Source organism: Pseudomonas sp. DrBHI1 (assembly GCF_002205115.1).
In the GTDB taxonomy this organism is placed as follows: domain Bacteria; phylum Pseudomonadota; class Gammaproteobacteria; order Pseudomonadales; family Pseudomonadaceae; genus Aquipseudomonas; species Aquipseudomonas mosselii.
This window is the reverse complement of record NZ_NIBE01000133.1, coordinates 28,646-51,004: the sequence shown is the minus strand read 5'-3', so window position 1 is coordinate 51,004 and position 22,359 is coordinate 28,646. Positions and strand designations below refer to the sequence as shown.

Genomic DNA, 22,359 nt, shown 5'->3' with positions numbered 1-22,359 from the left:
AGTCAGTCCGCAGCCCTTCAAACACCTGACATTCCGCTTACCCCAAGCCTCCTTGCTCTGGTAAAATGCGCCGCCTCAAACGTCGGCAGGCAACACCGTGGCATTTACCTGGGTTGATTGGGCGATCATCGCGATCGTCGCCATTTCATCACTGATCAGTCTCAAGCGCGGCTTCGTCAAGGAAGCCTTGTCCCTGCTCATCTGGATTGTCGCCGGTGCGGTGGCCTGGATGTTCGGCGGGTCGCTTTCGCAGTACCTTGAAAGCTATATCCAGACGCCGTCCGCGCGAGTCATCGCCGGCTGCGCGATTCTTTTCGTCGCCACGCTACTGGTCGGGGCGATGCTCAATTTCCTCATCGGCGAGCTGATCCGCGTGACCGGGCTGTCCGGTACCGATCGCTTCCTCGGCATGGCCTTCGGCGCCGCGCGCGGGGGCTTGCTGGTGGTGGTGGCGGTCGGGCTGTTGAGCCTGGGGCCGGTGCAACAGGATCCGTGGTGGCAGGAATCGCGCCTGATACCACAATTTCTATTGGTAGCCGACTGGTCGAAGAACCTCATACTCGGGTTCACCGGCCAGTGGATGTCCAGTGGGGTCAGCGCACCCGTTGACCTTCCGTTCAAGGAGCAGCTGCTCGGGCCGACCAAGCCGTGAGCGCTCTTCACTCAAGTTTCATCAAAGTAGGGGTTGCGTCGCATGTGTGGCATCGTCGGTATCGTCGGTAAGTCGAACGTCAATCAGGCGCTGTATGACGCGCTAACCGTGCTCCAGCACCGCGGCCAGGACGCTGCCGGTATCGTGACCAGCCACGATGGCCGGTTGTTCCTGCGCAAGGATAACGGCCTGGTGCGCGACGTTTTCCAGCAGCGCCACATGCAGCGTCTGGTCGGCAGCATCGGCATCGGTCACGTGCGTTACCCGACCGCCGGCAGCTCCACCTCGGCCGAGGCGCAGCCGTTCTACGTCAACTCGCCGTACGGCATCACCCTGGCGCACAACGGCAACCTGACCAACGTCGAGCAGTTGGCCAAGGAGATCTACGAGTCCGACCTGCGTCACGTCAACACCAACTCCGACTCCGAAGTGCTGCTGAACGTGTTCGCCCATGAACTGGCCGTGCGCGGCAAGCTGCAACCGACCGAGGAAGACGTGTTCGCCGCGGTTTCCCACGTGCACAGCCGCTGCGTCGGCGGCTACGCGGTGGTGGCGATGATCACCGGCTACGGCATCGTCGGCTTCCGCGACCCCAACGGCATCCGTCCGGTGGTGTTCGGCCAGCGTCACACCGACGAAGGCGTCGAGTACATGATCGCTTCGGAAAGCGTGGCCTTGGACGTGCTCGGCTTCACCCTGATCCGCGACCTGGCGCCGGGCGAGGCGGTGTACATCACCGAAGGTGGCCAGCTGTTCACCAAGCAGTGCGCCGAGAGCCCGAAACTGCAGCCGTGCATCTTCGAGCACGTCTACCTGGCCCGCCCTGATTCGATCATGGACGGCGTCTCGGTGTACAAGGCGCGCCTGCGCATGGGCGAGAAGCTGGCCGAGAAGATCCAGCGCGAGCGCCCGGACCACGACATCGACGTGGTCATCCCGATCCCCGACACCAGCCGCACCGCGGCGCTGGAACTGGCCAACCATCTGGGCGTCAAGTTCCGCGAAGGCTTCGTCAAGAACCGCTACATTGGGCGGACCTTCATCATGCCCGGCCAGGCCGCGCGCAAGAAATCGGTACGCCAGAAGCTCAACGCCATCGAGCTGGAGTTCCGCGGCAAGAACGTGATGCTGGTGGACGACTCGATCGTGCGCGGCACCACCTGCAAGCAGATCATCCAGATGGCCCGCGAGGCCGGCGCCAAGAACGTCTACTTCTGCTCCGCGGCCCCCGCGGTGCGCTACCCCAACGTCTACGGCATCGACATGCCGAGCGCTCATGAGCTGATCGCCCACAACCGTACCACCGAGCAGGTGGCCGAGTTGATCGGCGCCGACTGGCTGATCTACCAGGACCTCCCGGACCTGATCGAATCGGTTGGTGGCGGCAAGATCAAGATCGAGCATTTCGATTGCGCGGTGTTCAACGGTGAGTATGTCACCGGCGATATCGACGAAGCCTACCTCGATCGCATCGAGCAGGCCCGTAACGACCTGGCCAAGGTGAAGAACCAGGCGGTCAGCGCGATCATCGACCTGTACAACAACTGATTTGGGAGCGACGGCATGACCGATCAATGGGATGCCGGTCGACTGGACAGTGACCTCGAGGGTGTCGGTTTCGACACCCTGGCGGTGCGCGCCGGTCAGAACCGTACACCGGAGGCCGAGCACAGCGAAGCGCTGTTCCTGACCTCCAGCTATGTCTTCCGCACGGCCGCCGATGCCGCCGCGCGCTTTGCCGGCGAAACGCCGGGCAACGTCTATTCGCGCTACACCAACCCGACCGTGCGTGCCTTCGAGGAGCGCCTGGCGGCCATGGAAGGCGCCGAGCAGGCCGTGGCCACCTCCACCGGCATGGCGGCGATCCTCGCCGTGGTCATGTCGCTGTGCAGCGCTGGCGACCATGTGCTGGTGTCGCAGAGCGTATTCGGCTCGACCATCAGCCTGTTCGAGAAGTACTTCAAGCGTTTCGGCGTGCAGGTGGACTACGTGCCGCTGGTCGACCTGAACGGCTGGGAAAAGGCCATCAAGGCCAACACCAAGCTGCTGGTCGTCGAGTCGCCGTCCAACCCGTTGGCCGAACTGGTGGACATCACCGCACTGGCCGAGATCGCCCATGCCCGTGGCGCCATGCTGGTGGTGGACAACTGCTTCAGCACTCCGGCCTTGCAGCAACCGCTCAAGCTCGGCGCCGACATCGTGTTCCACTCGGCGACCAAGTTCATCGACGGCCAGGGCCGTTGCATGGGCGGCGTGGTGGCCGGACGCAGCGAGCAGATGAAGGAAGTGGTGGGCTTTCTGCGCACCGCCGGCCCGACCCTCAGCCCGTTCAACGCCTGGGTCTTCACCAAGGGCCTGGAGACCCTCAAGCTGCGCATGCGCGCCCACTGCGAGAGCGCCCAGGCGCTGGCCGAGTGGCTCGAGCAGCAGGACGGCATCGAGAAGGTCCACTATGCCGGCCTGCCGAGCCATCCGCAGCATGAACTGGCCAAGCGCCAGATGAGCGGCTTCGGCGCGGTGGTCAGCTTCGAGGTCAAGGGTGGCAAGGAAGGCGCCTGGCGTTTCATCGACGCCACCCGGGTGATCTCCATCACCACCAACCTCGGCGACAGCAAAACCACCATCGCCCACCCGGCCACCACCTCCCACGGACGTCTGACGCCACAGGAGCGCGAGGCGGCGGGTATCCGTGACGGCCTGGTGCGCGTGGCGGTTGGCCTGGAAGACGTGGCCGACCTGCAAGCCGATCTGGCCCGCGGCCTGGCGGCGCTGTGATCGACTGGAAGAGTGGCGAACCCGGCCATAACGGCCGGGTAGCCCTGGTAACCGGTGCCGCCCGCGGCATCGGCCTGGGCATCGCCGCCTGGTTGATCTGCGAGGGGTGGCAGGTGGTGCTCAGCGATCTTGATCGCCCGCGCGGCACCAAGGTCGCCAAGGCCCTGGGCGATAACGCCTGGTTCATCACCATGGACGTGGCCGACGAGGCCCAGGTCAGTGCCGGGGTGTCCGAGGTGCTCGGGCAGTTCGGCCGGCTGGATGCGCTGGTGTGCAACGCGGCGATCGCCAATCCGCACAACCAGACCCTGGAAAGCCTGTCCCTGGCTCAATGGAACCGGGTACTGGCAGTCAACCTCAATGGCCCGATGCTGCTGGCCAAGCATTGCGCACCTTACCTGCGCGCCCATGGCGGCGCGATCGTCAACCTGACCTCCACCCGCGCCCGGCAGTCCGAGCCGGACACCGAGGCCTATGCCGCCAGCAAGGGTGGCCTGGTCGCCTTGACCCACGCCCTGGCCATGAGCCTGGGGCCGGAGATCCGCGTCAATGCGGTGAGCCCGGGTTGGATCGATGCCCGTGACCCTTCGCAGCGACGCGCCGAGCCTTTGACCGAGGCCGACCATGCCCAGCATCCGACGGGCAGGGTAGGGACGGTCGAAGATGTGGCTGCGCTGGTGGCGTGGTTGCTGTCGCGTCAGGCGGGGTTTGTCACTGGCCAGGAGTTCGTGGTCGATGGTGGGATGACCCGCAAGATGATCTACAACTGAGCTGTAACCTGTTGAGATGTAAGAGAAAGGGGCGATAGCCCCTTTTTTGTCGGTTGTGCCGGCCTTGTGGCGGCGCAAGCCCGCTCTCACGCTGTGAGCATCTGGTTGCAGGAGCGGGCCTGCCCCGCGATGAGGTCGGCAAGAGCAACCGGCTTTTTTGCCCTTTTTGAAAAAAACTTCAATGGGGGTATTGACTTAGCATCGGTACCTGCGTAAATTTCGCGGCCTCAGCGAAGCAAACGCAACAAGCAACATCGCGGGGGTGATTAGCTCAGCCGGGAGAGCATCTGCCTTACAAGCAGAGGGTCGGCGGTTCGATCCCGTCATCACCCACCACTTCCTGAGACGTTCCTAGTCCAGTGGTTTCGAAAGAAACACGTTGGCAGAGAGGAACAGGACGCAAGTCCAGCTATGCGCGGCGGTAGTTCAGTCGGTTAGAATACCGGCCTGTCACGCCGGGGGTCGCGGGTTCGAGTCCCGTCCGCCGCGCCATTTTTCTCCAGATGGGTGCTTGCACCGGTCTGAGGCCACAAGGCCAGATCCCAGTTTCAATCAGGCGCAAGCCTGAACGATACGCAGCGGTAGTTCAGTCGGTTAGAATACCGGCCTGTCACGCCGGGGGTCGCGGGTTCGAGTCCCGTCCGCTGCGCCATCTTCTGCCAAGAGCCCCATGAACGCTCAAGGCAAAACAGAAAAGGCGATATCAAAGTCGCTTTTTTTGTGCCTGGCTTTCGCGCAATAGCGCTTGAAAGCTCAGATCCCAGTTTCAATCGGGTGCAAGCCCGAACGATACGCAGCGGTAGTTCAGTCGGTTAGAATACCGGCCTGTCACGCCGGGGGTCGCGGGTTCGAGTCCCGTCCGTTGCGCCATCTTTGCCTCAAGGTCCTTTGAACACCTTGAAGCTACGAAAAAGCGACCTTAGGGTCGCTTTTTTCATTTCAGCGCCTTGCACGGTCACGGGCAAGGATTTACACCAAGCTGACAGAGTCTTCACCGATCAATGGTTTCAGCCACTGATCGATGTGTTGCACAATACGCCCCATTCGTTTCTTCCCGGAATTGGCAATGTCTAGATCAACCGTCTATGGCGCGCTCGGGCTGGCCCTCGTGCTGGCGGGTGTGTCCGGCTGTTCCTCGAAAAAGGCCGCCGTCTACGAGCACGAGAACTTCGATGACTCGGGCACCTTCTCCCGCAGTTTCGCCACCAGCGAGGCGGGCTCCTGCGAGGCGGCGCGGCGCGCGCTGCTCAGTCAGGGCTACATCATCACCAGCAGCGACGCCAACCAGGTCGCCGGCAACAAGAGCTTCCAGCAAAACGCCGAGAACCACTTGCAGATCAGCTTCAACATCACCTGCGTGCCGGACATGAGCGACAAACAGCGCTCGACCATGTTCGCCAACGCCCTGCAGGACCGCTACACCCTGAAGAAATCCAACACCTCCGCCAGTCTTGGCGTCGGTGTGCTGGGTTCGGTGTCGATGCCGATCGGCTCCACCGACGACTCCATGGTCAAGGTCGCCAGCGAGACGGTCACCGCCGCACAGTTCTACGACCGATACTTCGCCCTGGTGGAAAGCTACCTGCCGAAGCCGAAGAAGCCAGAGAAGACCGAACCTGCCGCCGAGCCAAAGGTGGAAAAACCGGCCGCCGACCTGGGCTTGCCGGAGCCTGCGCCCGCTGCCCTGGCGCCCGCGCCGCAGCCTGCCGCGCCGGTCGCCGAGAGCGTGGAAGAGGCTCCGGCCCCGACTCCGGTTGCCGCCGCGCCTGTCGCGGCTCCAGCGGCTCCCGTACCGGCCAGCGAAGCCCCGGCGGCCCCGATTGTGGACGATAGCAAGGGCTCGCAGCCCATCGCGCCGCCCGGCGAGCCAACTCCGATCCAGGTACAGCAGGACGCGCCGGCCGCAGAGCAGGCGCCGGCGCCACTCTGACGCGTCGATAACTTCCCGGGCGCCTGCTACGTTTATCGTTCATAGGGTTGTAATCATTCTGTCATTTCGCTGGCTTAGGTTGGCGCAATGACTGAAGAACAATGAATGAAGGGGCGTAAAGATGGACGATTATCAGGAAGAACTGCTCGAATTCCAGGCCTATGAACTGGACCTGCCAGAACCTGCCGACGACGCCACCGAGCTTTAACCCACCTGCCGCTGATGGCGGCGAAATTCCCCCGGTGTCAGCCCCGTCCAGCGCTTGAATGCGCGCTGGAAGGCCTCGGCCGAGGCGAACCCCAACAGATAGGCGATCTCGCCGAAGGCCAGCTCCGTGTCGCGGATATAGGTCTCGGCCAGATCGCGACGTGTGTCGTTGAGCAGGTTGCGAAAGCGCGTGCCTTCCTCGGCCAGTTTGCGGCGCAAGGTCCAGGTCGGCAGTTGCAGGTGTCGCGCCACTTCTTCCAGATCCGGCTCGCGCCCACCGTTCAACAGTGGCCCCAGCAGGTGAGTGATGCGTTCGCCCAAGCTGCGCACGCGGGTGCGCTGGGCCAGTTCCGCCTCGCACAACTGCAGCAGGTGTTGCCAGGTGCTGGGGCAGTGCTGCGGGTTGGGCAGGGCCAGGGTGGCCTGGCTTAGGCGCAACTGGTTGGCCGTGGCGCCGAAATGCACCGGGCCTGCGCACAGGCTTTGGTACTGCGCGACGTAGGCAGGGGCGTCGAACTCGATTTCCAGGCGCTCGGCCTGCACCGGCCTGGCCGCCAGGGCGCCGAGCTGGGCCAGCCAGCCAGCGAGCAGGGAGTCGACCACGAAGCGGTTGTAGTCGTTGTAGGGGCTGATGGAGTAGAACCGCAGCCAGGCGCCCTGGGCGTCTTCGTGAAAGCTCGACTGGCCCCGGTAGTTGGCGGCATACAGTGGCTCAAAGCGCAGCAGGGTGCGGGCGGCGTCGCCGAGGGTCGGGGCCTGGGCGGCGGCGACGCCGGCGAGCCCGGCCTGGGCCAGGCGGCTCAGGCGGCCCATGTGCAGGCCTAGCGCTGGCTCGGCAGAAAGGGCAATCGCCGCGTGCCCCAGGTGCATGTAGCGCGGGATCGACAACCGCGCACCCGGCTCGGCCAGGCGCCTGGCGTCGAGGCCATAGCGCAGCAGCAGGGGGTGTGGATCGTGACCGAGTGCCGTCAGCGCCTCGGCCAGGGGCTGGACGAAACCTACCGACAGTTCACCCAGGCGTACGCGGGGGCGGGGCATGTCGTCACAGCCACAGGTTGAGCAGGCGCGCGCCGTGGCTGTCGTTGCCGACCCACAACATGCCGCCCTGGCTGGCGAAACCCTGCCCATCGCTGCCCAGCTCCCAGAACTGGCCGCGCATGAACACGCTCATGCTCGGGGTGCTGGCGTTGGCGGCCAGGGGCAGTTGCTGCCAGGCGCGCTGTTCGCTGACGGCTCCGCGCTGCAGGGGCAAATCGGCGGCCTGGGCCTGATGGCGGTTGCCACGCCAGGGCGCCTGCCAGCTCTGCTTGCCGCTGAGGAACACCGGATTGGCGACCAGCTGCACCGATTGCGCGGTCAGTTGCCGGTAGTTGGCGGGGTACCAGCTGTCGCTGCCGATCAGCACGCCCAAGCGTCCTGCGGGAGTCTGCAGTACCTGCAGCGGATGCTGCTGGCCGTCGTGGATGTAGCGCCGGCTTTCGCTGTCGGGGTACTGCTGGTGCTGGGGCTGCCCGAGCACCGAACCGTCGCTGGCGAATACCAGACTGCTGTTGTACAGCGGACCGTTGCCGATGCGCAGTACGCCGTTCTCCACATAGGGCGCGGGCAGGACGATGGAGCCGGCGACCAGGGTGATGCCAAACTCCCGGGCCAGGCTGCCGAACACCTGCTGGTAGTCGGCGGCCATCTGCGCGGCCTTCATGCGCAGGTGCGCGTCCGAGCGGCGATCGTCGCCGCTGGCGGCGAGCATCGCCAGGCCATAGCTCAGCGGGTTGCTCAGTTCCAGCCATTGCCAGGCCTCGTTGCGTCGGGTGACCTGGTACAGTTCGCGCTTCTCGCCCCGGGCCCACAACCATGTACCAATGTGCTCCGGCAACACCACCACGGTGCGCGGATTGACCAGGCCTTGGGCGCGGGCTTGTTCCAGGTAGGCTGAGAGCTTGCGGTGCAGGCGCGTGAGGTTCTGGTAGTCCCCCGGATACAGCAGCGGCTCGACACCCAGCAAGTTGCCGTGCTCGCCCGGCACGCCCTGGTTGAGGGCCAGCTCGATGCGCAGATCGGACAGGTAGTGACCTTCTGGACGCTGCAGGGTCCAGAAGCCGTAGCCGCAGAGGGCGGCAAGGATGACCAGCGCCAGGGCGCCGGCTAGCAGTTTTCGCATGGAGCGGTCCAGCACTGGGCAGTAGGAGTGCCCTAGGGTAGTCCTGCTGTACAGCAGGATCAATAAGTTGTCAGTTTCGATCATTGAGCGTGTTCAAACGCCTGTTTAATGTCGACCCCAGACAAACGACGGGCCCCGCCACGCTGTTGTAGAGACCTGGTAGAGGCGCCCGCATTCTGTGATCACGCCACCTGTGGAGTCCATCCATGGCTACCGACCGTTACCCGCACCTGCTGGCCCCTCTCGACCTGGGCTTCACCACTCTGCGCAACCGCACCCTGATGGGCTCGATGCACACCGGCCTGGAGGAACGCCCGGGCGGCTTCGAACGCATGGCCGCGTATTTCGCCGAACGCGCCCGTGGTGGCGTCGGGCTCATGGTCACCGGCGGCATCGCGCCCAACGATGAAGGCGGCGTGTACTCTGGTGCGGCCAAGCTCAGCACCGAGGAAGAGGCCGACAAGCATCGGATCGTCACCGAGGCGGTGCATGCCGCCGGTGGCAAGATCTGTCTGCAGATCCTCCACGCCGGGCGCTATGCCTACAGCCCGAAACAGGTGGCGCCCAGCGCCATCCAGGCGCCGATCAACCCGTTCAAGCCCAAGGAGCTGGACGAGGAGGGCATCGAGAAGCAGATCCGCGATTTCGTCACCTGCGCAAGCCTGGCCCTGCGCGCCGGCTATGATGGCGTCGAGATCATGGGGTCTGAAGGCTACTTCATCAACCAGTTCCTCGCCGCCCACACCAACCACCGCACCGACCGTTGGGGGGGCAGCTACGAGAACCGCATGCGACTGGCGGTTGAGATCGTGAGCCGGGTACGCGAAGCGGTGGGGCCGAACTTCATCATCATCTTCCGCCTGTCGATGCTCGACCTGGTCGAGGGCGGCAGCACCTGGGACGAGATCGAGCTGCTGGCCAAGGCCATCGAGCAGGCCGGCGCCACGTTGATCAACACGGGTATCGGCTGGCATGAGGCGCGCATCCCGACCATCGCCACCAAGGTGCCGCGCGCGGCGTTCAGCAAGGTCACCGCCAAGCTGCGCGGCGCGGTGAAAATCCCGCTGATCACCACCAACCGCATCAATACCCCGGAGGTGGCCGAGGCGGTGCTGGCGGAGGGCGATGCCGACATGGTCTCCATGGCCCGACCGTTCCTGGCCGATCCTGACTTCGTCAACAAGGCCGCTGCTGGCCGTGGCGACGAGATCAACACTTGCATCGGCTGCAACCAGGCCTGCCTGGACCACACCTTCGGCGGCAAGCTGACCAGCTGCCTGGTCAACCCGCGGGCTTGCCATGAGACCGAGCTCAACTACCTGCCGGTACGGGCAGTCAAGCGTATCGCGGTGGTCGGCGCTGGTCCTGCGGGCCTGGCAGCCGCCACCGTGGCCGCCGAGCGCGGTCATGAAGTGACGTTGTTCGATGCTGCCGCTGAGATCGGTGGGCAGTTCAACGTGGCCAAGCGCGTGCCGGGCAAGGAGGAGTTCTACGAGACCCTGCGTTATTTCCGCAACAAGGTGAAGTCCACGGGTGTCGACCTGCGCCTGAATACCCGTGTCGATGTGGCTGCGCTGGTGTCCGGCGAGTTCGACGAGATTATCCTGGCCACGGGCATCGCTCCGCGCACGCCGGCCATTCCCGGTATCGACAACGCCAAGGTGCTGAGCTACCTGGATGTGCTGCTGGAGCGCAAGCCGGTGGGCGAGCGGGTGGCGGTGATCGGTGCCGGTGGCATTGGTTTCGATGTGTCCGAGTACCTGGTGCACAAGGGCGTGGCCACCAGCCAGGACCGCGAGGCGTTCTGGAAGGAGTGGGGCATCGATACGCGTTTGGAGGCTCGTGGTGGTGTGGCCGGGATCAAGGCCGAGCCTCATGCGCCGGCGCGCCAGGTGTACCTGCTGCAGCGCAAGAAGACCAAGGTTGGCGACGGCCTGGGCAAGACCACCGGCTGGATTCATCGCACGGGGCTGAAGAACAAGCAGGTGCAGATGCTCAACAGCGTCGAGTACCTGAGCGTGGACGATGCTGGCCTGCATGTGCGGGTTGGCGAGGGCGAGCCGCAGTTGCTGGCGGTGGACAACATCGTCATCTGCGCTGGCCAGGATCCGCTGCGCGAGTTGCATGATGGCCTTGTTGCGGCCGGGCAGTCGGTGCACCTGATCGGTGGCGCTGACGTGGCGGCGGAGCTTGATGCCAAGCGGGCGATTAATCAAGGGTCGAGGTTGGCGGCGGAACTGTGATTGCTTGAATTGGTGATTAGCCAACTTTCACAGTTGAGGTGGTGATATACCTTTCCTGTGGAGGTTGGCTTGTCAGTGAGTGACTGTAACTGAAGAAGCATTGCCAGTAGTCTCCACTTACTCCATGTATCCGGCAACGGCAACGGCAACGGCAACGGCAACGGCAACGGCAACGGCAACGGCAACAGGCGACTAAGAACGACATCGCCATTCTGTGCGTTCGTCGGCGCGCCGACTCAAACATCGAGCGTTTCTCTGTCACGCAACTGTATTGTTGACTATTCTGCGATCTGTCCCAGTACACTTCGTAACTGTTACGGTATTCTGCCTCGGCAGTGAGTCGCACAAGAACAACGATCCCGTCCGCGCTTCGAGAACACGCCATGACCAACCTGCTGCTGTACCAGCGTATTGCCCAGCAACTGGCCGATGATATCCGTCGGGGTGTCTACCAGCCGGGTGAGCGGGTGCCGTCGGTACGCAAGATGAGCGCCCAGCTCAATGTCAGCCACGCCACCGTGCTGCAGGCCTATGCCAATCTCGAGGACCAGGGCCTGATCCGCGCCCGGCCGCAGTCGGGCTACTATGTCCACCAGACCCCGGCGCTGACGGCGCAGACCCCGGATATTGCCCGGGTCGAACGCCCCGGCCTGGTCACCCGGGCCAGCATCATCCAGCAGGTGCTGGTCGAGGCGCGGCGCGATGGCGTCTTCCCCTTCGGCGCGGCGGTACCCCATGTCGACTATCTGCCCGTACGCGCCCTGCACCAGCAGCTGGCCAAGGTGACGCGCTTCCATAGCCCGCGTGCCTTCAGCTACATGTTCAGCCCCGGCTTCGAGCCGTTGCGTCGGCAGATCGCCATCCGCATGCGCGATGCCGGTGTGCTGGTCGATCCCCGTGAAGTGGTGGTGACCCATGGTTGTGTCGATGCCCTGCAGATGGCGCTGCGGGTCCTGACCCGGCCGGGCGACCTGATCGCGGCCGAGTCGCCCACTTACTATGGGCTGTTGCAGCTGGCCGACCTGCTCGGGCTCAAGGTCATCGAGATCCCCAGCGATCCGTCTACCGGCATTAGCCTGGAGGCGCTGCAGTTGGCCGCCAATCAGTGGTCGATCAAGGCCCTGGTGCTGACGGCGCGGCTGAGCAATCCGCTGGGTGGCACCATTCCCGAAGAGCGGCAGAAGCAATTGCTGCGCCTGGCCTCGGATTTCGACATCCAGATCGTGGAGGACGATATCTACGGCGAGCTGATGTTCGAGCAGGGGCGCACCAAGGCGCTCAAGGCGTTCGATCGGTTGGATCGGGTGATCTACTGCTCGAGCTTCTCCAAGACCCTGTCGCCGGGGGTAAGGGTCGGCTGGATGATCGCTGGGCGCTATCAGGACGAGATCCAGCGCCTGCAGACCTTCACCACCCACTCGGCGTGCAGCGTCACGCAGATGGCGGTGGCCGCCTACCTGGAGAATGGTGGCTACGATCGGCATTTGCGCTTCATCCGACAGGAGTACCGCAAGAACCTCAGCGCTTACCAGCTGGCGGTGCAGCAGCACTTCCCGGAAGGCACGCAGATGACCCGGCCCACCGGTGGCTTCATTCTCTGGGTTAGTCTGCCGGGGCGGGTCAATACCCAGGAATTGCATGTGCGGGCGCTGGAGCAAGGCATTAGCATCGCCCCCGGGCTGATCTTCAGCAATACCGAGCAGTTCAACCACTGTATCCGCCTCAATTGCGGCATTCCCTGGAATCGCGAGGCAGAGCGCGCAGTGATGACGCTGGGCCTGCTGGCCCAGCAATTGTGCCGAGATCCGAACGGCGTGCTGTTGTAGGCTTGTCAGACGTGTCGGGAACAGGGAGCATACGCGTTTTACAGCTTGCGCTCCTGATGCCCATGAACCTGCTTCGCCCTCTCGTCATCGCCCTGTGTTTCGCCTTGCCCTGGCTGTCGGCCGGTGCGGTGCAGGCTGTCGAACCAGCAGCCAGGGCGCAGGGTGTGCACAAGCCGGCGAACAAAGCGTCCACCAAGGTCCCCGCCAAGCCGGTAGCCAAGGTCAAGCCCAAACCCAAACCCAAACCGAAGGCCAGGCCTGTCAGCAAGGCTGTCACCAAGCCGCTGCCTCAGCCGAAGGTCGACCTGAGCCTGCCAAAGGACATGGTCAAGCATCTCGAGCCGGATCTCGGTGGCGGGCCGGTGGTGCGCAAGCCGCTGCTGCCCTCGATGTTCCCCACCAAGCCCGAATCCGACAGCAGTCCGTTCCAGCTCAACGGCCGGCTGATCAGCAACGAAATGCAGTTGCAGCTGCGCAACGACAGTCGGCGGGATGTGGAAGGCGCGGCCATCGAATTCGAATTCCGCAACTGACTGCCGGGTCACGGGTGATTTCATCCGCCCGGCAATTTCAAACATATGTTTGAGCGGTTAGTATCCAGGGACGTTCGTCCCGTTTTGCTCCTGGGAGTCCTGTTGTCATGAAATGCCGCGAGGGTTGTGGTGCCTGCTGCATCGCCCCGTCCATCAGTTCGCCGATCCCTGGCATGCCGCAGGGCAAGCCGGCCGGAGAACGCTGCCTGCATCTGAATGTCGAAAACCTCTGTGCGCTGTTCGGCAAGCCCGAACGGCCGCAGGTGTGTGGCGGCTTCAAGGCGGAAGCGGACATCTGTGGCAACGACCGTGACGAAGCCATTCGCATCATTGGGTGGCTGGAGCAGATGACGGCGGCGTGACAGGTTGGATCCTCGACAACAAGGAACAAGATGATGAGATCGATCAAAGGTATTGCACTGCTGTGTGGCATGGGCGTCTTGCTGGCACCGACGGCCTGGGCTGAGAACTGGCAGGTGGCCAAGGACGAGGAGGGGATCAAGGTGTCCCTCAGCGAGGTGGCCGGCTCGAAATACAAGGCCTATCGCGGCGTGACCGTGATCAAGGCGCCGCTGGCCAAGGTCAAGGCGCTGCAGGAGGATGTGGTGGGGGCCTGCGCCTGGATTCACGAGTGCAAGTCGCAAAAGCTGCTCAAGAGCGAGGGTGACCAGAGCTGGACCTACACCCAGTTCAACACGCCCTGGCCGGTGACGCCACGGGATTCGATCCTGCATGTGACCACGGTCCAGGACGCCGATGGCAGTCTGACCCGCAAGCTCCAGGAGGAACCGAAGTATCTGCCGGAGGAAAAGGGCTTCGTGCGTGTCGCCCAGGTGGAAGGCTTCTGGAAGCTGGTGCCCAAGGGTGACAGCACCGAGGTGACCTACCAGGTGCACACCGAGCCGGGCGGCAGCGTGCCGTCGTGGCTGGCCAACAAGTTCGTGGTCGATGCGCCGTTCAATACCCTCAAGGGGTTGAAGGAGCGCGCCGAGAAGAACTAAAGGCCGCTCCCGCCGTGAGGAAAATCGCGTAAGCAACAAAAAAGGCTGCCCGAGGGCAGCCTTTTTGCGTTCAGCCGACAGGCTTACTTGCGGTCCTTCAGCTCAACGATGTCACGCTGCTCGTAGCCGGTGTACAGCTGGCGCGGGCGGCCAATCTTGTACGGGCCGGAGAGCATTTCCTTCCAGTGCGAGATCCAGCCCACGGTACGTGCCAGGGCGAAGATCACGGTGAACATGCTGGTTGGGATGCCGATGGCCTTGAGGATGATGCCCGAGTAGAAGTCGACGTTCGGGTACAGCGAGCGCTCGATGAAGTAAGGATCGGTCAGGGCGATCTCTTCCAGGCGCATGGCCAGTTCAAGCTGCGGATCGTTCTTGATGCCCAGCTCGCCCAGGACTTCGTCGCAGGTCTTCTTCATCACGGTGGCGCGCGGGTCGCGGTTCTTGTACACGCGGTGACCGAAGCCCATGAGCTTGAACGGATCGTTCTTGTCCTTGGCCTTGGCGATGAATTTGTCGATGTTCGAAACATCGCCGATTTCATCGAGCATGGTCAGTACGGCTTCGTTCGCGCCACCGTGGGCCGGGCCCCACAGCGCGGCAATGCCGGCGGCGATACAGGCGAACGGGTTGGCGCCCGAGGAGCCCGCCAGGCGCACGGTGGAGGTGGAGGCGTTCTGCTCGTGGTCGGCGTGGAGGATGAAAATCCGGTCCATCGCCTTGGCCAGCACCGGGCTGATCGGTTTGATCTCGCACGGGGTGTTGAACATCATGTGCAGGAAGTTCTCCGCGTACGACAAGTCGTTGCGCGGGTACATCATGGGCTGGCCCATGGAGTACTTGTAGACCATCGCGGCCAGGGTCGGCATCTTGGCGACCAGGCGAACCGCGGAGATTTCGCGGTGCTGCGGGTTATTGATGTCCAGCGAGTCGTGATAGAACGCCGACAGGGCACCGACCACGCCGCACATCACCGCCATCGGGTGGGCATCGCGACGGAAGCCGTTGAAGAACGACTTCAGTTGCTCGTGAACCATGGTGTGGTTCTTCACGGTGCTGACGAACTGGGCCTTCTGCTCGGCATTCGGCAGTTCGCCGTTGAGCAGCAGGTAGCAGGTCTCGAGGTAGTCCGATTGTTCGGCGAGCTGTTCGATCGGGTAGCCGCGGTGCAGCAGGACACCCTTGTCGCCGTCGATATAGGTGATCTTCGACTCGCACGAGGCGGTCGCCATGAAGCCGGGGTCGAAGGTGAAGTGGCCGGATGCCCCCAACCCGCGGACGTCGATAACATCGGGACCAACGGTGCCGGTTAAAATGGGCAGCTCGACGGGGGCAGCGCCCTCGATGATCAACTGCGCTTTTTTGTCAGCCATGTGGCCTCCTATTAATGCTTGAAATCATCAGACAGACCCCCCACGCAGGGCCCGCACCACTATAGAGGGATAAATTCGAATGTCAATTTGCCTAAAGGCTGGTTGAAACGCCCTCTGAGGCCTGGTTTTTCACGAAATTCTCGCCCGTTTACGCCTTTTGTTCACTAAAGGCAATGCGCTATTTGGGCGAGCCCCTCACGTTGTCATAAGCAGCCTAACTGTCTATACTCGGCAGCCGACTCCCAGGGGCTTTCAAGCCCGCCCTGCTGGGTGTCGTCGCTCTCCTGGGTGGTGGGTACCTGACCAGTACACTTACCAACAACTTTGCCCTGTTAGCTAGGGGCTCTTCAGTGTGAAAAAAGCCGTGAAAAGCCAACGACCTGTAAACCTAGACCTAAGGACCATCAAACTCCCGATCACCGCGTACACGTCCATTCTTCACCGTATCTCCGGCGTCATCCTGTTCCTCGGCCTTGCCATCATGCTGTACGCATTGAGCAAGTCGCTGGGTGGCGAGGAAGGCTTTGCCGAGGTGAAGGCGTGTCTGACCAGTCCGCTGGCCAAACTGGTGACCTGGGGCCTGCTGTCCGGCCTGCTGTATCACCTCGTGGCAGGTGTGCGCCACCTGATCATGGACATGGGCATCGGCGAGACGCTGGAAGGCGGCAAGCTGGGCTCGAAAATCGTGATCGTCATCTCCGTGGTGCTGATCGTTCTGGCAGGAGTTTGGGTATGGTAACTAACGTCACGAACCTGTCGCGTTCGGGCCTCTACGACTGGATGGCGCAGCGCGTCTCGGCGGTCGTTCTCGCGGCTTACTTCATCTTCCTGATCGGCTACCTCGCTGCCCACCCGGGCATCGACTACGCCCAGTGGCACGCTCTGTTCTCCAACAACGCGATGCGCATCTTCAGTCTGCTGGCCCTCGTTGCCCTGGGCGCTCACGCCTGGGTCGGCATGTGGACCATTGCCACCGACTACCTGACGCCGATGTCCTTCGGCAAGTCGGCGACTGCGATTCGTTTCCTGTTCCAGGCGGTATGCGGCGTAGCGATGTTCGCTTACTTCGTCTGGGGTGTGCAGATTCTCTGGGGTATCTGATTCATGGCTAACATTCCTACGATTTCCTTCGACGCCATCATCATTGGTGGCGGCGGCGCTGGCATGCGCGCAGCGCTGCAGCTGGCTCAAGGCGGCCACAAGACTGCCGTAGTCACCAAGGTGTTCCCGACCCGTTCGCACACCGTTTCCGCCCAGGGCGGCATCACCTGCGCCATCGCTTCGGCCGATCCGAACGACGACTGGCGCTGGCACATGTACGACACCGTCAAGGGCTCCGACTACATCGGTGACCAGGACGCGATCGAGTACATGTGTCAGGAAGGCCCGGCCGCGGTCTTCGAGCTGGACCACATGGGCCTGCCGTTCTCGCGTACCGAGACCGGCCGCATCTACCAGCGTCCGTTCGGTGGCCAGTCCAAGGACTTCGGTAAAGGTGGCCAGGCCGCCCGTACCTGCGCCGCTTCCGACCGTACCGGTCACGCGCTGCTGCACACCCTGTACCAGGGCAACCTGAAAGCAGGCACCACTTTCCTCAACGAGTACTACGCCGTCGACCTGGTGAAGAACCAGGACGGCGCTTTCGTCGGTGTGATCGCGATCTGCATCGAAACCGGCGAAACCATGTACATCAAGTCCAAGGCCACCGTATTGGCCACTGGCGGTGCAGGTCGTATCTACGCCTCCACCACCAACGCCCTGATCAACACCGGTGACGGTGTCGGCATGGCCCTGCGTGCCGGCGTGCCGGTGCAGGACATCGAGATGTGGCAGTTCCACCCGACCGGCATCGCCGGCGCCGGTGTACTGGTCACTGAAGGTTGCCGCGGTGAGGGTGGCTACCTGATCAACGCCCACGGCGAGCGCTTCATGGAGCGTTACGCGCCGAACGCGAAGGACCTGGCTGGCCGCGACGTGGTCGCCCGTTCCATGGTCAAAGAGATCATCGCCGGCAACGGCGTGGGCCCGAACAAGGACCACGTACTGCTGAAGCTGGACCACCTGGGCGAGGAAGTGCTGCACAGCCGCCTGCCAGGCATCTGCGAACTGTCCAAGACCTTCGCCCACGTCGACCCGGTGGTCGCGCCGGTGCCGGTCATCCCGACCTGCCACTACATGATGGGCGGCGTTGCCACCAACATTCATGGCCAGGCCATCACCATGGACGCCGAAGGCAACGACCACATCATTCCGGGCCTGTTCGCCGTAGGTGAAGTGGCGTGCGTATCGGTCCACGGCGCCAACCGCCTGGGCGGCAACTCGCTGCTCGACCTGGTGGTCTTCGGTCGCGCCGCCGGCCTGCACCTGGAAAAGGCGCTCAGCGACGGCGTCGAGTACCGCGATGCCAGCGACACCGACATCGACGTTGCCCTGAACCGCCTGAGCAAGCTCAACGAGCGCACCACCGGCGAAGACGTCGCCAGCCTCAAACGTGAACTGCAAAGCTGCATGCAGAACTACTTCGGTGTGTTCCGTACCGGCGAGTACATGCAGAAGGGTATCGAGCAGCTGGCTGGCCTGCGTGACCGCATCGCCAACGTCAAGATCAACGACAAGTCCCAGGCCTTCAACACCGCGCGTATCGAAGCGCTGGAGCTGCAGAACCTGCTGGAAGTCGCCGAAGCGACCGCCATTGCCGCTGAAGCCCGTAAAGAGTCCCGCGGCGCGCACGCCCGTGAAGACTTCGAAGACCGTGACGACGAGAACTGGCTGTGCCACACCCTGTACTACCCGGGTGAGAAGCGCGTCGCCAAGCGTGGCGTCAACTTTGCGCCGAAGACAGTTCCTGCCTTCGAACCGAAAGTCCGGACTTACTAAGGGTGGCCGCTATGTTGCAAGTCGAAGTTTATCGTTACAACCCGGACACCGATTCGGCGCCGAAGATGCAGACCTTCCAGGTCGACACCGGTGGCAAGGATCTGATGGTCCTGGACGTGCTGGCGCTGATCAAGGAGCAGGACGAGGGCTTCTCGTACCGTCGCTCCTGCCGTGAAGGCGTGTGCGGTTCCGACGGCATGAACATCAACGGCAAGAACGGCCTGGCGTGCATCACGCCGCTGTCTGCTGTCGTTAAAGGTAACAAGTTGGTCCTGCGTCCGCTGCCAGGCCTGCCGGTTATCCGTGACCTGGTCGTCGATATGAGCATCTTCTACAAGCAGTACGAGAAGGTGAAGCCGTTCCTGCAGAACGACACCCCGGCCCCGGCCATCGAGCGCCTGCAGTCGCCGGAAGATCGCGACAAGCTGGACGGTCTGTACGAGTGCATCCTGTGCGCCTGCTGCTCGACCTCCTGCCCGTCGTTCTGGTGGAACCCGGACAAGTTCCTGGGCCCCGCCGCACTGCTGCAGGCCTACCGTTTCCTGGCCGACAGCCGCGACACCAAGACTCAGGAGCGCCTGGCGTCCCTGGATGACCCGTTCAGCGTGTTCCGCTGCCGCGGGATCATGAACTGCGTGAACGTTTGCCCGAAAGGTCTGAACCCGACCAAGGCAATTGGCCACGTACGTAACATGCTGCTGCAAAGCGGTACCTGATTCAAAGCGTTGTACCTGCAGTAAGCCGAGGTGCGGGTGGTGAGCCCGCACCGAGGTAAAACCCGAGCAAGGGCCCACAAAGCCCGCGCTCATTACCTATGAAGATATGAGACCAGCAGGGGCTTCCGGGCTGGTACCCGGAAAATCAGCAGGATCCAGGTGGCGTGGTTCAGTCGCTGTGTTCGGACTTTTCCAGGTTTGCTGTGGCTCTCGCCGATCAGTCCCCTAACCGAGGGTGACCAAGCATGCAAGAAAGCGTGATGCAGCGCATGTGGGATAGCGCCCACCTTTCAGGTGGTAACGCTGCATATGTGGAAGAGCTTTATGAGCTCTACCTGCACGACCCTAACGCTGTGCCAGAAGAGTGGCGCACTTACTTCCAGAAGTTGCCCGCCGACGGCAGCACCGCTACCGATGTATCGCACTCGACGATCCGCGACCATTTCGTACTGCTGGCAAAGAACCAGCGCCGCGCCCAACCGGTATCCGCCGGGAGCGTGAGCAGTGAACACGAGAAGAAGCAGGTTGAAGTGCTGCGACTGATCCAGGCCTATCGTATGCGCGGCCATCAGGCTGCCAAGCTCGACCCGTTGGGGTTGTGGCAGCGTCCTGCGCCCGTAGACCTGTCGATCAATCACTACGGCTTGACCAATGCCGATCTTGATACGACCTTCCGTGCCGGCGACCTGTTCATCGGCAAAGAGGAAGCGAGCCTACGCGAAATTTTCGAAGCGCTGCAGAAGACATATTGTCGCACCATTGGCGCCGAGTTCACCCACATCGTCGATTCCGAGCAGCGCAGCTGGTTCCAGCAGCGCCTGGAAAGCGTGCGTGGCCGTCCGGAATTCTCCGCCGACGTGCAGGCTCACCTGCTCGAGCGCGTCACGGCCGGTGAGGGCCTTGAGAAGTACCTGGGCACCAAGTACCCGGGCACCAAGCGCTTCGGCCTCGAAGGTGGCGAAAGCCTGATCCCGATGCTGGACGAAATGATCCAGCGCTCCGGTTCCTACGGCACCAAGGAAGTCGTGATCGGCATGGCCCACCGTGGCCGTCTGAACGTGCTCGTCAACACCTTCGGCAAGAACCCGCGCGAGCTGTTCGACGAGTTCGAAGGCAAGAAGATGAACGAGCTGGGCTCCGGTGACGTGAAGTATCACCAGGGCTTCTCCTCCAACGTGATGACCCCCGGTGGCGAAGTCCACCTGGCCATGGCGTTCAACCCCTCCCACCTGGAAATCGTCTCGCCAGTGGTGGAAGGTTCGGTTCGCGCCCGCCAGGATCGCCGCAACGACACCGTTGGCGACAAGGTTCTGCCGATCTCCATCCACGGTGACGCAGCGTTCGCCGGCCAGGGTGTGGTCATGGAAACCTTCCAGATGTCGCAGACCCGCGGTTTCAAGACCGGCGGCACCGTGCACATCGTGATCAACAACCAGGTCGGTTTCACCATCAGCAACCCGCTGGACGCGCGCTCCACCGAGTACGCCACCGACGTTGCCAAGATGATCCAGGCGCCGATCCTGCACGTGAACGGCGACGATCCGGAAGCGGTGATGTTCGTCACCCAGCTGGCCATCGACTACCGCATGCAGTTCAAGCGTGACGTGGTCATCGACCTGGTCTGCTACCGTCGTCGCGGCCACAACGAGGCCGACGAGCCGAACGGCACCCAGCCTTTGATGTACCAGCAGATCAGCAAACAGCGCACCACCCGTGAGCTGTACGCCGAGCAACTGATCAGCGCCGGTCGCATCGATGCCGAACGCGCCCAGGCCAAGATCGACGAGTACCGCAACGCCCTGGACAACGGCCTGCACGTGGTCAAGAGCCTGGTCAAGGAGCCGAACCGCGAGCTGTTCGTCGACTGGCGTCCGTACCTGGGTCATGCCTGGACCGCGCGTCACGACACCCGCTTCGACCTCAAGACCCTGCAGGAGCTGTCGGCCAAGCTGCTCGAGCTGCCTGAAGGTTTCGTCGTTCAGCGCCAGGTCGCGAAGATCTACGAAGATCGCCAGAAGATGCAGGCCGGTGGCTTGCCGATCAACTGGGGTTATGCAGAGACCATGGCCTACGCCACCCTGCAGTTCGAAGGTCACCCGATCCGCATGACCGGCCAGGACATCGGCCGTGGCACCTTCTCGCACCGTCACGCGGTGCTGCACAACCAGAAGGACGCCAGCACCTACGTGCCGCTGAAGAACCTGTTCCCGGGCCAGCCGCGCTTCGAGCTGTACGACTCCTTCCTCTCGGAAGAAGCCGTGCTGGCCTTCGAATACGGCTACTCGACCACCACGCCGAACGCGCTGGTGATCTGGGAAGCGCAGTTCGGCGACTTCGCCAACGGTGCGCAAGTGGTGATCGACCAGTTCATCACCAGCGGCGAGCACAAGTGGGGCCGCCTGTGCGGTCTGACCATGCTGCTGCCGCACGGCTATGAAGGCCAGGGTCCGGAGCACTCCTCCGCGCGTCTGGAGCGTTACCTGCAGCTGTGCGCCGAGCACAACATCCAGGTCTGCGTACCGACCACCCCGGCACAGATCTACCACCTGCTGCGTCGCCAGGTCATCCGTCCGCTGCGCAAGCCGCTGATCGTGCTGACGCCCAAGTCGCTGCTGCGCCACAAGCTGGCCATCTCGACCCTGGAAGACCTGGCCGATGGCTCGTTCCAGACCGTGATCCCGGAAATCGACACCCTGGATCCTGCCAAGGTCGAGCGCCTGGTCCTGTGCGGTGGCAAGGTCTACTACGACCTGCTGGAAAAACGCCGTGCCGAAGGCCGCGAAGACATCGCCATCGTGCGTATCGAGCAGCTGTATCCGTTCCCTGAGGACGACCTGGTCGAGATTCTCGCGCCTTACACCAACCTCAAGCACGCAGTGTGGTGTCAGGAAGAGCCGATGAACCAGGGCGCCTGGTACAGCAGCCAGCACCACATGCGCCGTATCCTGGGCCGCCACAACAAGGCGCTGGTCCTGGAATACGCCGGTCGCGACGCTTCCGCCGCGCCAGCTTGTGGTTACGCATCGAAGCACGCCGAACAGCAGGAAAAACTGCTGCAAGACGCCTTCACTGTCTAACGCCTTCGCGCACCTGAAACCGAATTTAAGGAAACACAGATAATGGCTATCGAGATCAAAGCCCCAACCTTCCCGGAATCGGTTGCCGATGGCACCGTTGCCACCTGGCACAAGCAGCCGGGCGACGCCGTCAAGCGTGACGAGCTGATCGTCGACATCGAGACCGACAAGGTCGTCCTGGAAGTCCTGGCCACCGCCGACGGCGTGCTGGGCGCCAT

Annotated in this window: 18 protein-coding genes, 4 tRNA genes and 1 pseudogene; 20 read left to right on the top strand and 3 right to left on the bottom strand. The window is 63.0% G+C overall.

The window, feature by feature from the left end:
- Nucleotides 1-97 precede the first annotated feature (97 nt).
- The 9 genes from CC207_RS24800 (at nt 98) to CC207_RS24760 (ending at nt 6,127) form a co-directional block, all read left to right on the top strand.
- Nucleotides 98-652: a CvpA family protein gene (locus CC207_RS24800; RefSeq protein WP_028690442.1), complete on the top strand. Its 555-nt coding sequence runs from the start codon at nt 98-100 to the stop codon at nt 650-652.
- Between the two features lie 42 nt (nt 653-694).
- Nucleotides 695-2,200, top strand: a complete 1,506-nt coding sequence (purF, locus tag CC207_RS24795; RefSeq protein ID WP_028690443.1) for an amidophosphoribosyltransferase — start codon at nt 695-697, stop codon at nt 2,198-2,200.
- Nucleotides 2,201-2,215: 15 nt separating this feature from the next.
- Nucleotides 2,216-3,427 (top strand): O-succinylhomoserine sulfhydrylase, encoded by a 1,212-nt coding sequence (locus tag CC207_RS24790; RefSeq protein ID WP_088852920.1) that lies wholly within the window; start codon nt 2,216-2,218, stop codon nt 3,425-3,427.
- A complete protein-coding gene (locus CC207_RS24785; protein ID WP_062363728.1) occupies nt 3,424-4,197 on the top strand; it encodes an SDR family oxidoreductase in 774 nt (257 codons plus the stop codon). The genes CC207_RS24790 and CC207_RS24785 overlap by 4 nt, the downstream gene beginning before the upstream one ends.
- A gap of 260 nt (nt 4,198-4,457) precedes the next feature.
- A tRNA-Val gene (locus tag CC207_RS24780) sits at nt 4,458-4,533 on the top strand.
- A gap of 79 nt (nt 4,534-4,612) precedes the next feature.
- A tRNA-Asp gene (locus CC207_RS24775) sits at nt 4,613-4,689 on the top strand.
- Between the two features lie 83 nt (nt 4,690-4,772).
- Nucleotides 4,773-4,849: transfer RNA gene (locus tag CC207_RS24770), tRNA-Asp, on the top strand.
- Nucleotides 4,850-4,990: 141 nt separating this feature from the next.
- Nucleotides 4,991-5,067 (top strand) — tRNA-Asp (locus tag CC207_RS24765).
- Between the two features lie 196 nt (nt 5,068-5,263).
- Nucleotides 5,264-6,127, top strand: a complete 864-nt coding sequence (locus CC207_RS24760; protein ID WP_088852919.1) for a DUF2242 domain-containing protein — start codon at nt 5,264-5,266, stop codon at nt 6,125-6,127.
- 204 nt (nt 6,128-6,331) lie between these two features.
- On the opposite strand, the gene CC207_RS24755 is transcribed toward CC207_RS24760, so the two are convergent.
- Nucleotides 6,332-7,372 carry an AraC family transcriptional regulator gene (locus tag CC207_RS24755; RefSeq protein WP_028690447.1) on the bottom strand — a complete coding sequence of 347 codons (1,041 nt, stop codon included), beginning with the start codon at nt 7,370-7,372 and terminating at the stop codon, nt 6,332-6,334.
- A gap of 4 nt (nt 7,373-7,376) precedes the next feature.
- A complete protein-coding gene (locus CC207_RS24750) occupies nt 7,377-8,495 on the bottom strand; it encodes a nitrilase-related carbon-nitrogen hydrolase (protein ID WP_028690448.1) in 1,119 nt (372 codons plus the stop codon).
- Nucleotides 8,496-8,701: 206 nt separating this feature from the next.
- On the opposite strand from CC207_RS24750, the gene CC207_RS24745 reads away from it, so the two are divergent.
- The 5 genes from CC207_RS24745 to CC207_RS24725 all read left to right on the top strand — a co-directional run bounded on the left by CC207_RS24745 (nt 8,702) and on the right by CC207_RS24725 (nt 14,098).
- A complete protein-coding gene (locus CC207_RS24745) occupies nt 8,702-10,738 on the top strand; it encodes an NADPH-dependent 2,4-dienoyl-CoA reductase (RefSeq protein WP_028690449.1) in 2,037 nt (678 codons plus the stop codon).
- A gap of 383 nt (nt 10,739-11,121) precedes the next feature.
- Complete coding sequence (locus CC207_RS24740; RefSeq protein ID WP_028690450.1) at nt 11,122-12,564, top strand: PLP-dependent aminotransferase family protein; 1,443 nt, start codon at nt 11,122-11,124, stop codon at nt 12,562-12,564.
- A 62-nt stretch (nt 12,565-12,626) separates the two neighbouring features.
- The gene (locus CC207_RS24735; RefSeq protein WP_088852918.1) at nt 12,627-13,097 is read left to right on the top strand and encodes a hypothetical protein; all 471 of its coding nucleotides are present in this window, start codon (nt 12,627-12,629) and stop codon (nt 13,095-13,097) included.
- A gap of 107 nt (nt 13,098-13,204) precedes the next feature.
- Complete coding sequence (locus CC207_RS24730; RefSeq protein ID WP_023628900.1) at nt 13,205-13,459, top strand: YkgJ family cysteine cluster protein; 255 nt, start codon at nt 13,205-13,207, stop codon at nt 13,457-13,459.
- A 33-nt stretch (nt 13,460-13,492) separates the two neighbouring features.
- Nucleotides 13,493-14,098 (top strand): START domain-containing protein, encoded by a 606-nt coding sequence (locus CC207_RS24725; RefSeq protein WP_062363722.1) that lies wholly within the window; start codon nt 13,493-13,495, stop codon nt 14,096-14,098.
- An 83-nt stretch (nt 14,099-14,181) separates the two neighbouring features.
- Here CC207_RS24725 and gltA read toward each other — a convergent pair whose 3' ends face one another.
- Nucleotides 14,182-15,471: a citrate synthase gene (gltA, locus tag CC207_RS24720; protein ID WP_028690453.1), complete on the bottom strand. Its 1,290-nt coding sequence runs from the start codon at nt 15,469-15,471 to the stop codon at nt 14,182-14,184.
- 352 nt (nt 15,472-15,823) lie between these two features.
- On the opposite strand from gltA, the gene sdhC reads away from it, so the two are divergent.
- The 6 genes and pseudogenes from sdhC to CC207_RS28065 all read left to right on the top strand — a co-directional run.
- Nucleotides 15,824-16,210 (top strand): succinate dehydrogenase, cytochrome b556 subunit, encoded by a 387-nt coding sequence (gene sdhC / locus CC207_RS24715; protein WP_088852917.1) that lies wholly within the window; start codon nt 15,824-15,826, stop codon nt 16,208-16,210.
- Entirely contained in the window at nt 16,204-16,572 is a 369-nt protein-coding gene (gene sdhD / locus CC207_RS24710; RefSeq protein ID WP_028690455.1) for a succinate dehydrogenase, hydrophobic membrane anchor protein, read from the top strand. The genes sdhC and sdhD overlap by 7 nt, the downstream gene beginning before the upstream one ends.
- Nucleotides 16,573-16,575: 3 nt before the next feature.
- Complete coding sequence (sdhA, locus tag CC207_RS24705; RefSeq protein WP_028690456.1) at nt 16,576-18,348, top strand: succinate dehydrogenase flavoprotein subunit; 1,773 nt, start codon at nt 16,576-16,578, stop codon at nt 18,346-18,348.
- A gap of 11 nt (nt 18,349-18,359) precedes the next feature.
- Nucleotides 18,360-19,064, top strand: coding sequence for a succinate dehydrogenase iron-sulfur subunit (locus CC207_RS24700; protein WP_028690457.1), 705 nt, complete (start codon nt 18,360-18,362; stop codon nt 19,062-19,064).
- A gap of 245 nt (nt 19,065-19,309) precedes the next feature.
- Entirely contained in the window at nt 19,310-22,141 is a 2,832-nt protein-coding gene (locus CC207_RS24695; RefSeq protein ID WP_028690458.1) for a 2-oxoglutarate dehydrogenase E1 component, read from the top strand.
- 42 nt (nt 22,142-22,183) lie between these two features.
- Nucleotides 22,184-22,359: pseudogene (locus CC207_RS28065) on the top strand (biotin/lipoyl-containing protein); the annotation flags it as partial.

What these genes read in the sequence shown, in the direction of transcription:
- purF (WP_028690443.1), top strand. Translation starts at nt 695, where the DNA reads ATGTGTGGCATCGTCGGTATCGTCGGTAAGTCGAACGTCAATCAGGCG.
- CC207_RS24790 (WP_088852920.1), top strand. Translation starts at nt 2,216, where the DNA reads ATGACCGATCAATGGGATGCCGGTCGACTGGACAGTGACCTCGAGGGT.
- CC207_RS24760 (WP_088852919.1), top strand. Translation starts at nt 5,264, where the DNA reads ATGTCTAGATCAACCGTCTATGGCGCGCTCGGGCTGGCCCTCGTGCTG.
- CC207_RS24755 (WP_028690447.1), bottom strand. Translation starts at nt 7,372, where the DNA reads ATGCCCCGCCCCCGCGTACGCCTGGGTGAACTGTCGGTAGGTTTCGTC.
- CC207_RS24750 (WP_028690448.1), bottom strand. Translation starts at nt 8,495, where the DNA reads ATGCGAAAACTGCTAGCCGGCGCCCTGGCGCTGGTCATCCTTGCCGCC.
- CC207_RS24745 (WP_028690449.1), top strand. Translation starts at nt 8,702, where the DNA reads ATGGCTACCGACCGTTACCCGCACCTGCTGGCCCCTCTCGACCTGGGC.
- CC207_RS24740 (WP_028690450.1), top strand. Translation starts at nt 11,122, where the DNA reads ATGACCAACCTGCTGCTGTACCAGCGTATTGCCCAGCAACTGGCCGAT.
- CC207_RS24735 (WP_088852918.1), top strand. Translation starts at nt 12,627, where the DNA reads ATGAACCTGCTTCGCCCTCTCGTCATCGCCCTGTGTTTCGCCTTGCCC.
- CC207_RS24730 (WP_023628900.1), top strand. Translation starts at nt 13,205, where the DNA reads ATGAAATGCCGCGAGGGTTGTGGTGCCTGCTGCATCGCCCCGTCCATC.
- CC207_RS24725 (WP_062363722.1), top strand. Translation starts at nt 13,493, where the DNA reads ATGAGATCGATCAAAGGTATTGCACTGCTGTGTGGCATGGGCGTCTTG.
- gltA (WP_028690453.1), bottom strand. Translation starts at nt 15,471, where the DNA reads ATGGCTGACAAAAAAGCGCAGTTGATCATCGAGGGCGCTGCCCCCGTC.
- sdhD (WP_028690455.1), top strand. Translation starts at nt 16,204, where the DNA reads ATGGTAACTAACGTCACGAACCTGTCGCGTTCGGGCCTCTACGACTGG.
- sdhA (WP_028690456.1), top strand. Translation starts at nt 16,576, where the DNA reads ATGGCTAACATTCCTACGATTTCCTTCGACGCCATCATCATTGGTGGC.
- CC207_RS24700 (WP_028690457.1), top strand. Translation starts at nt 18,360, where the DNA reads ATGTTGCAAGTCGAAGTTTATCGTTACAACCCGGACACCGATTCGGCG.
- CC207_RS24695 (WP_028690458.1), top strand. Translation starts at nt 19,310, where the DNA reads ATGCAAGAAAGCGTGATGCAGCGCATGTGGGATAGCGCCCACCTTTCA.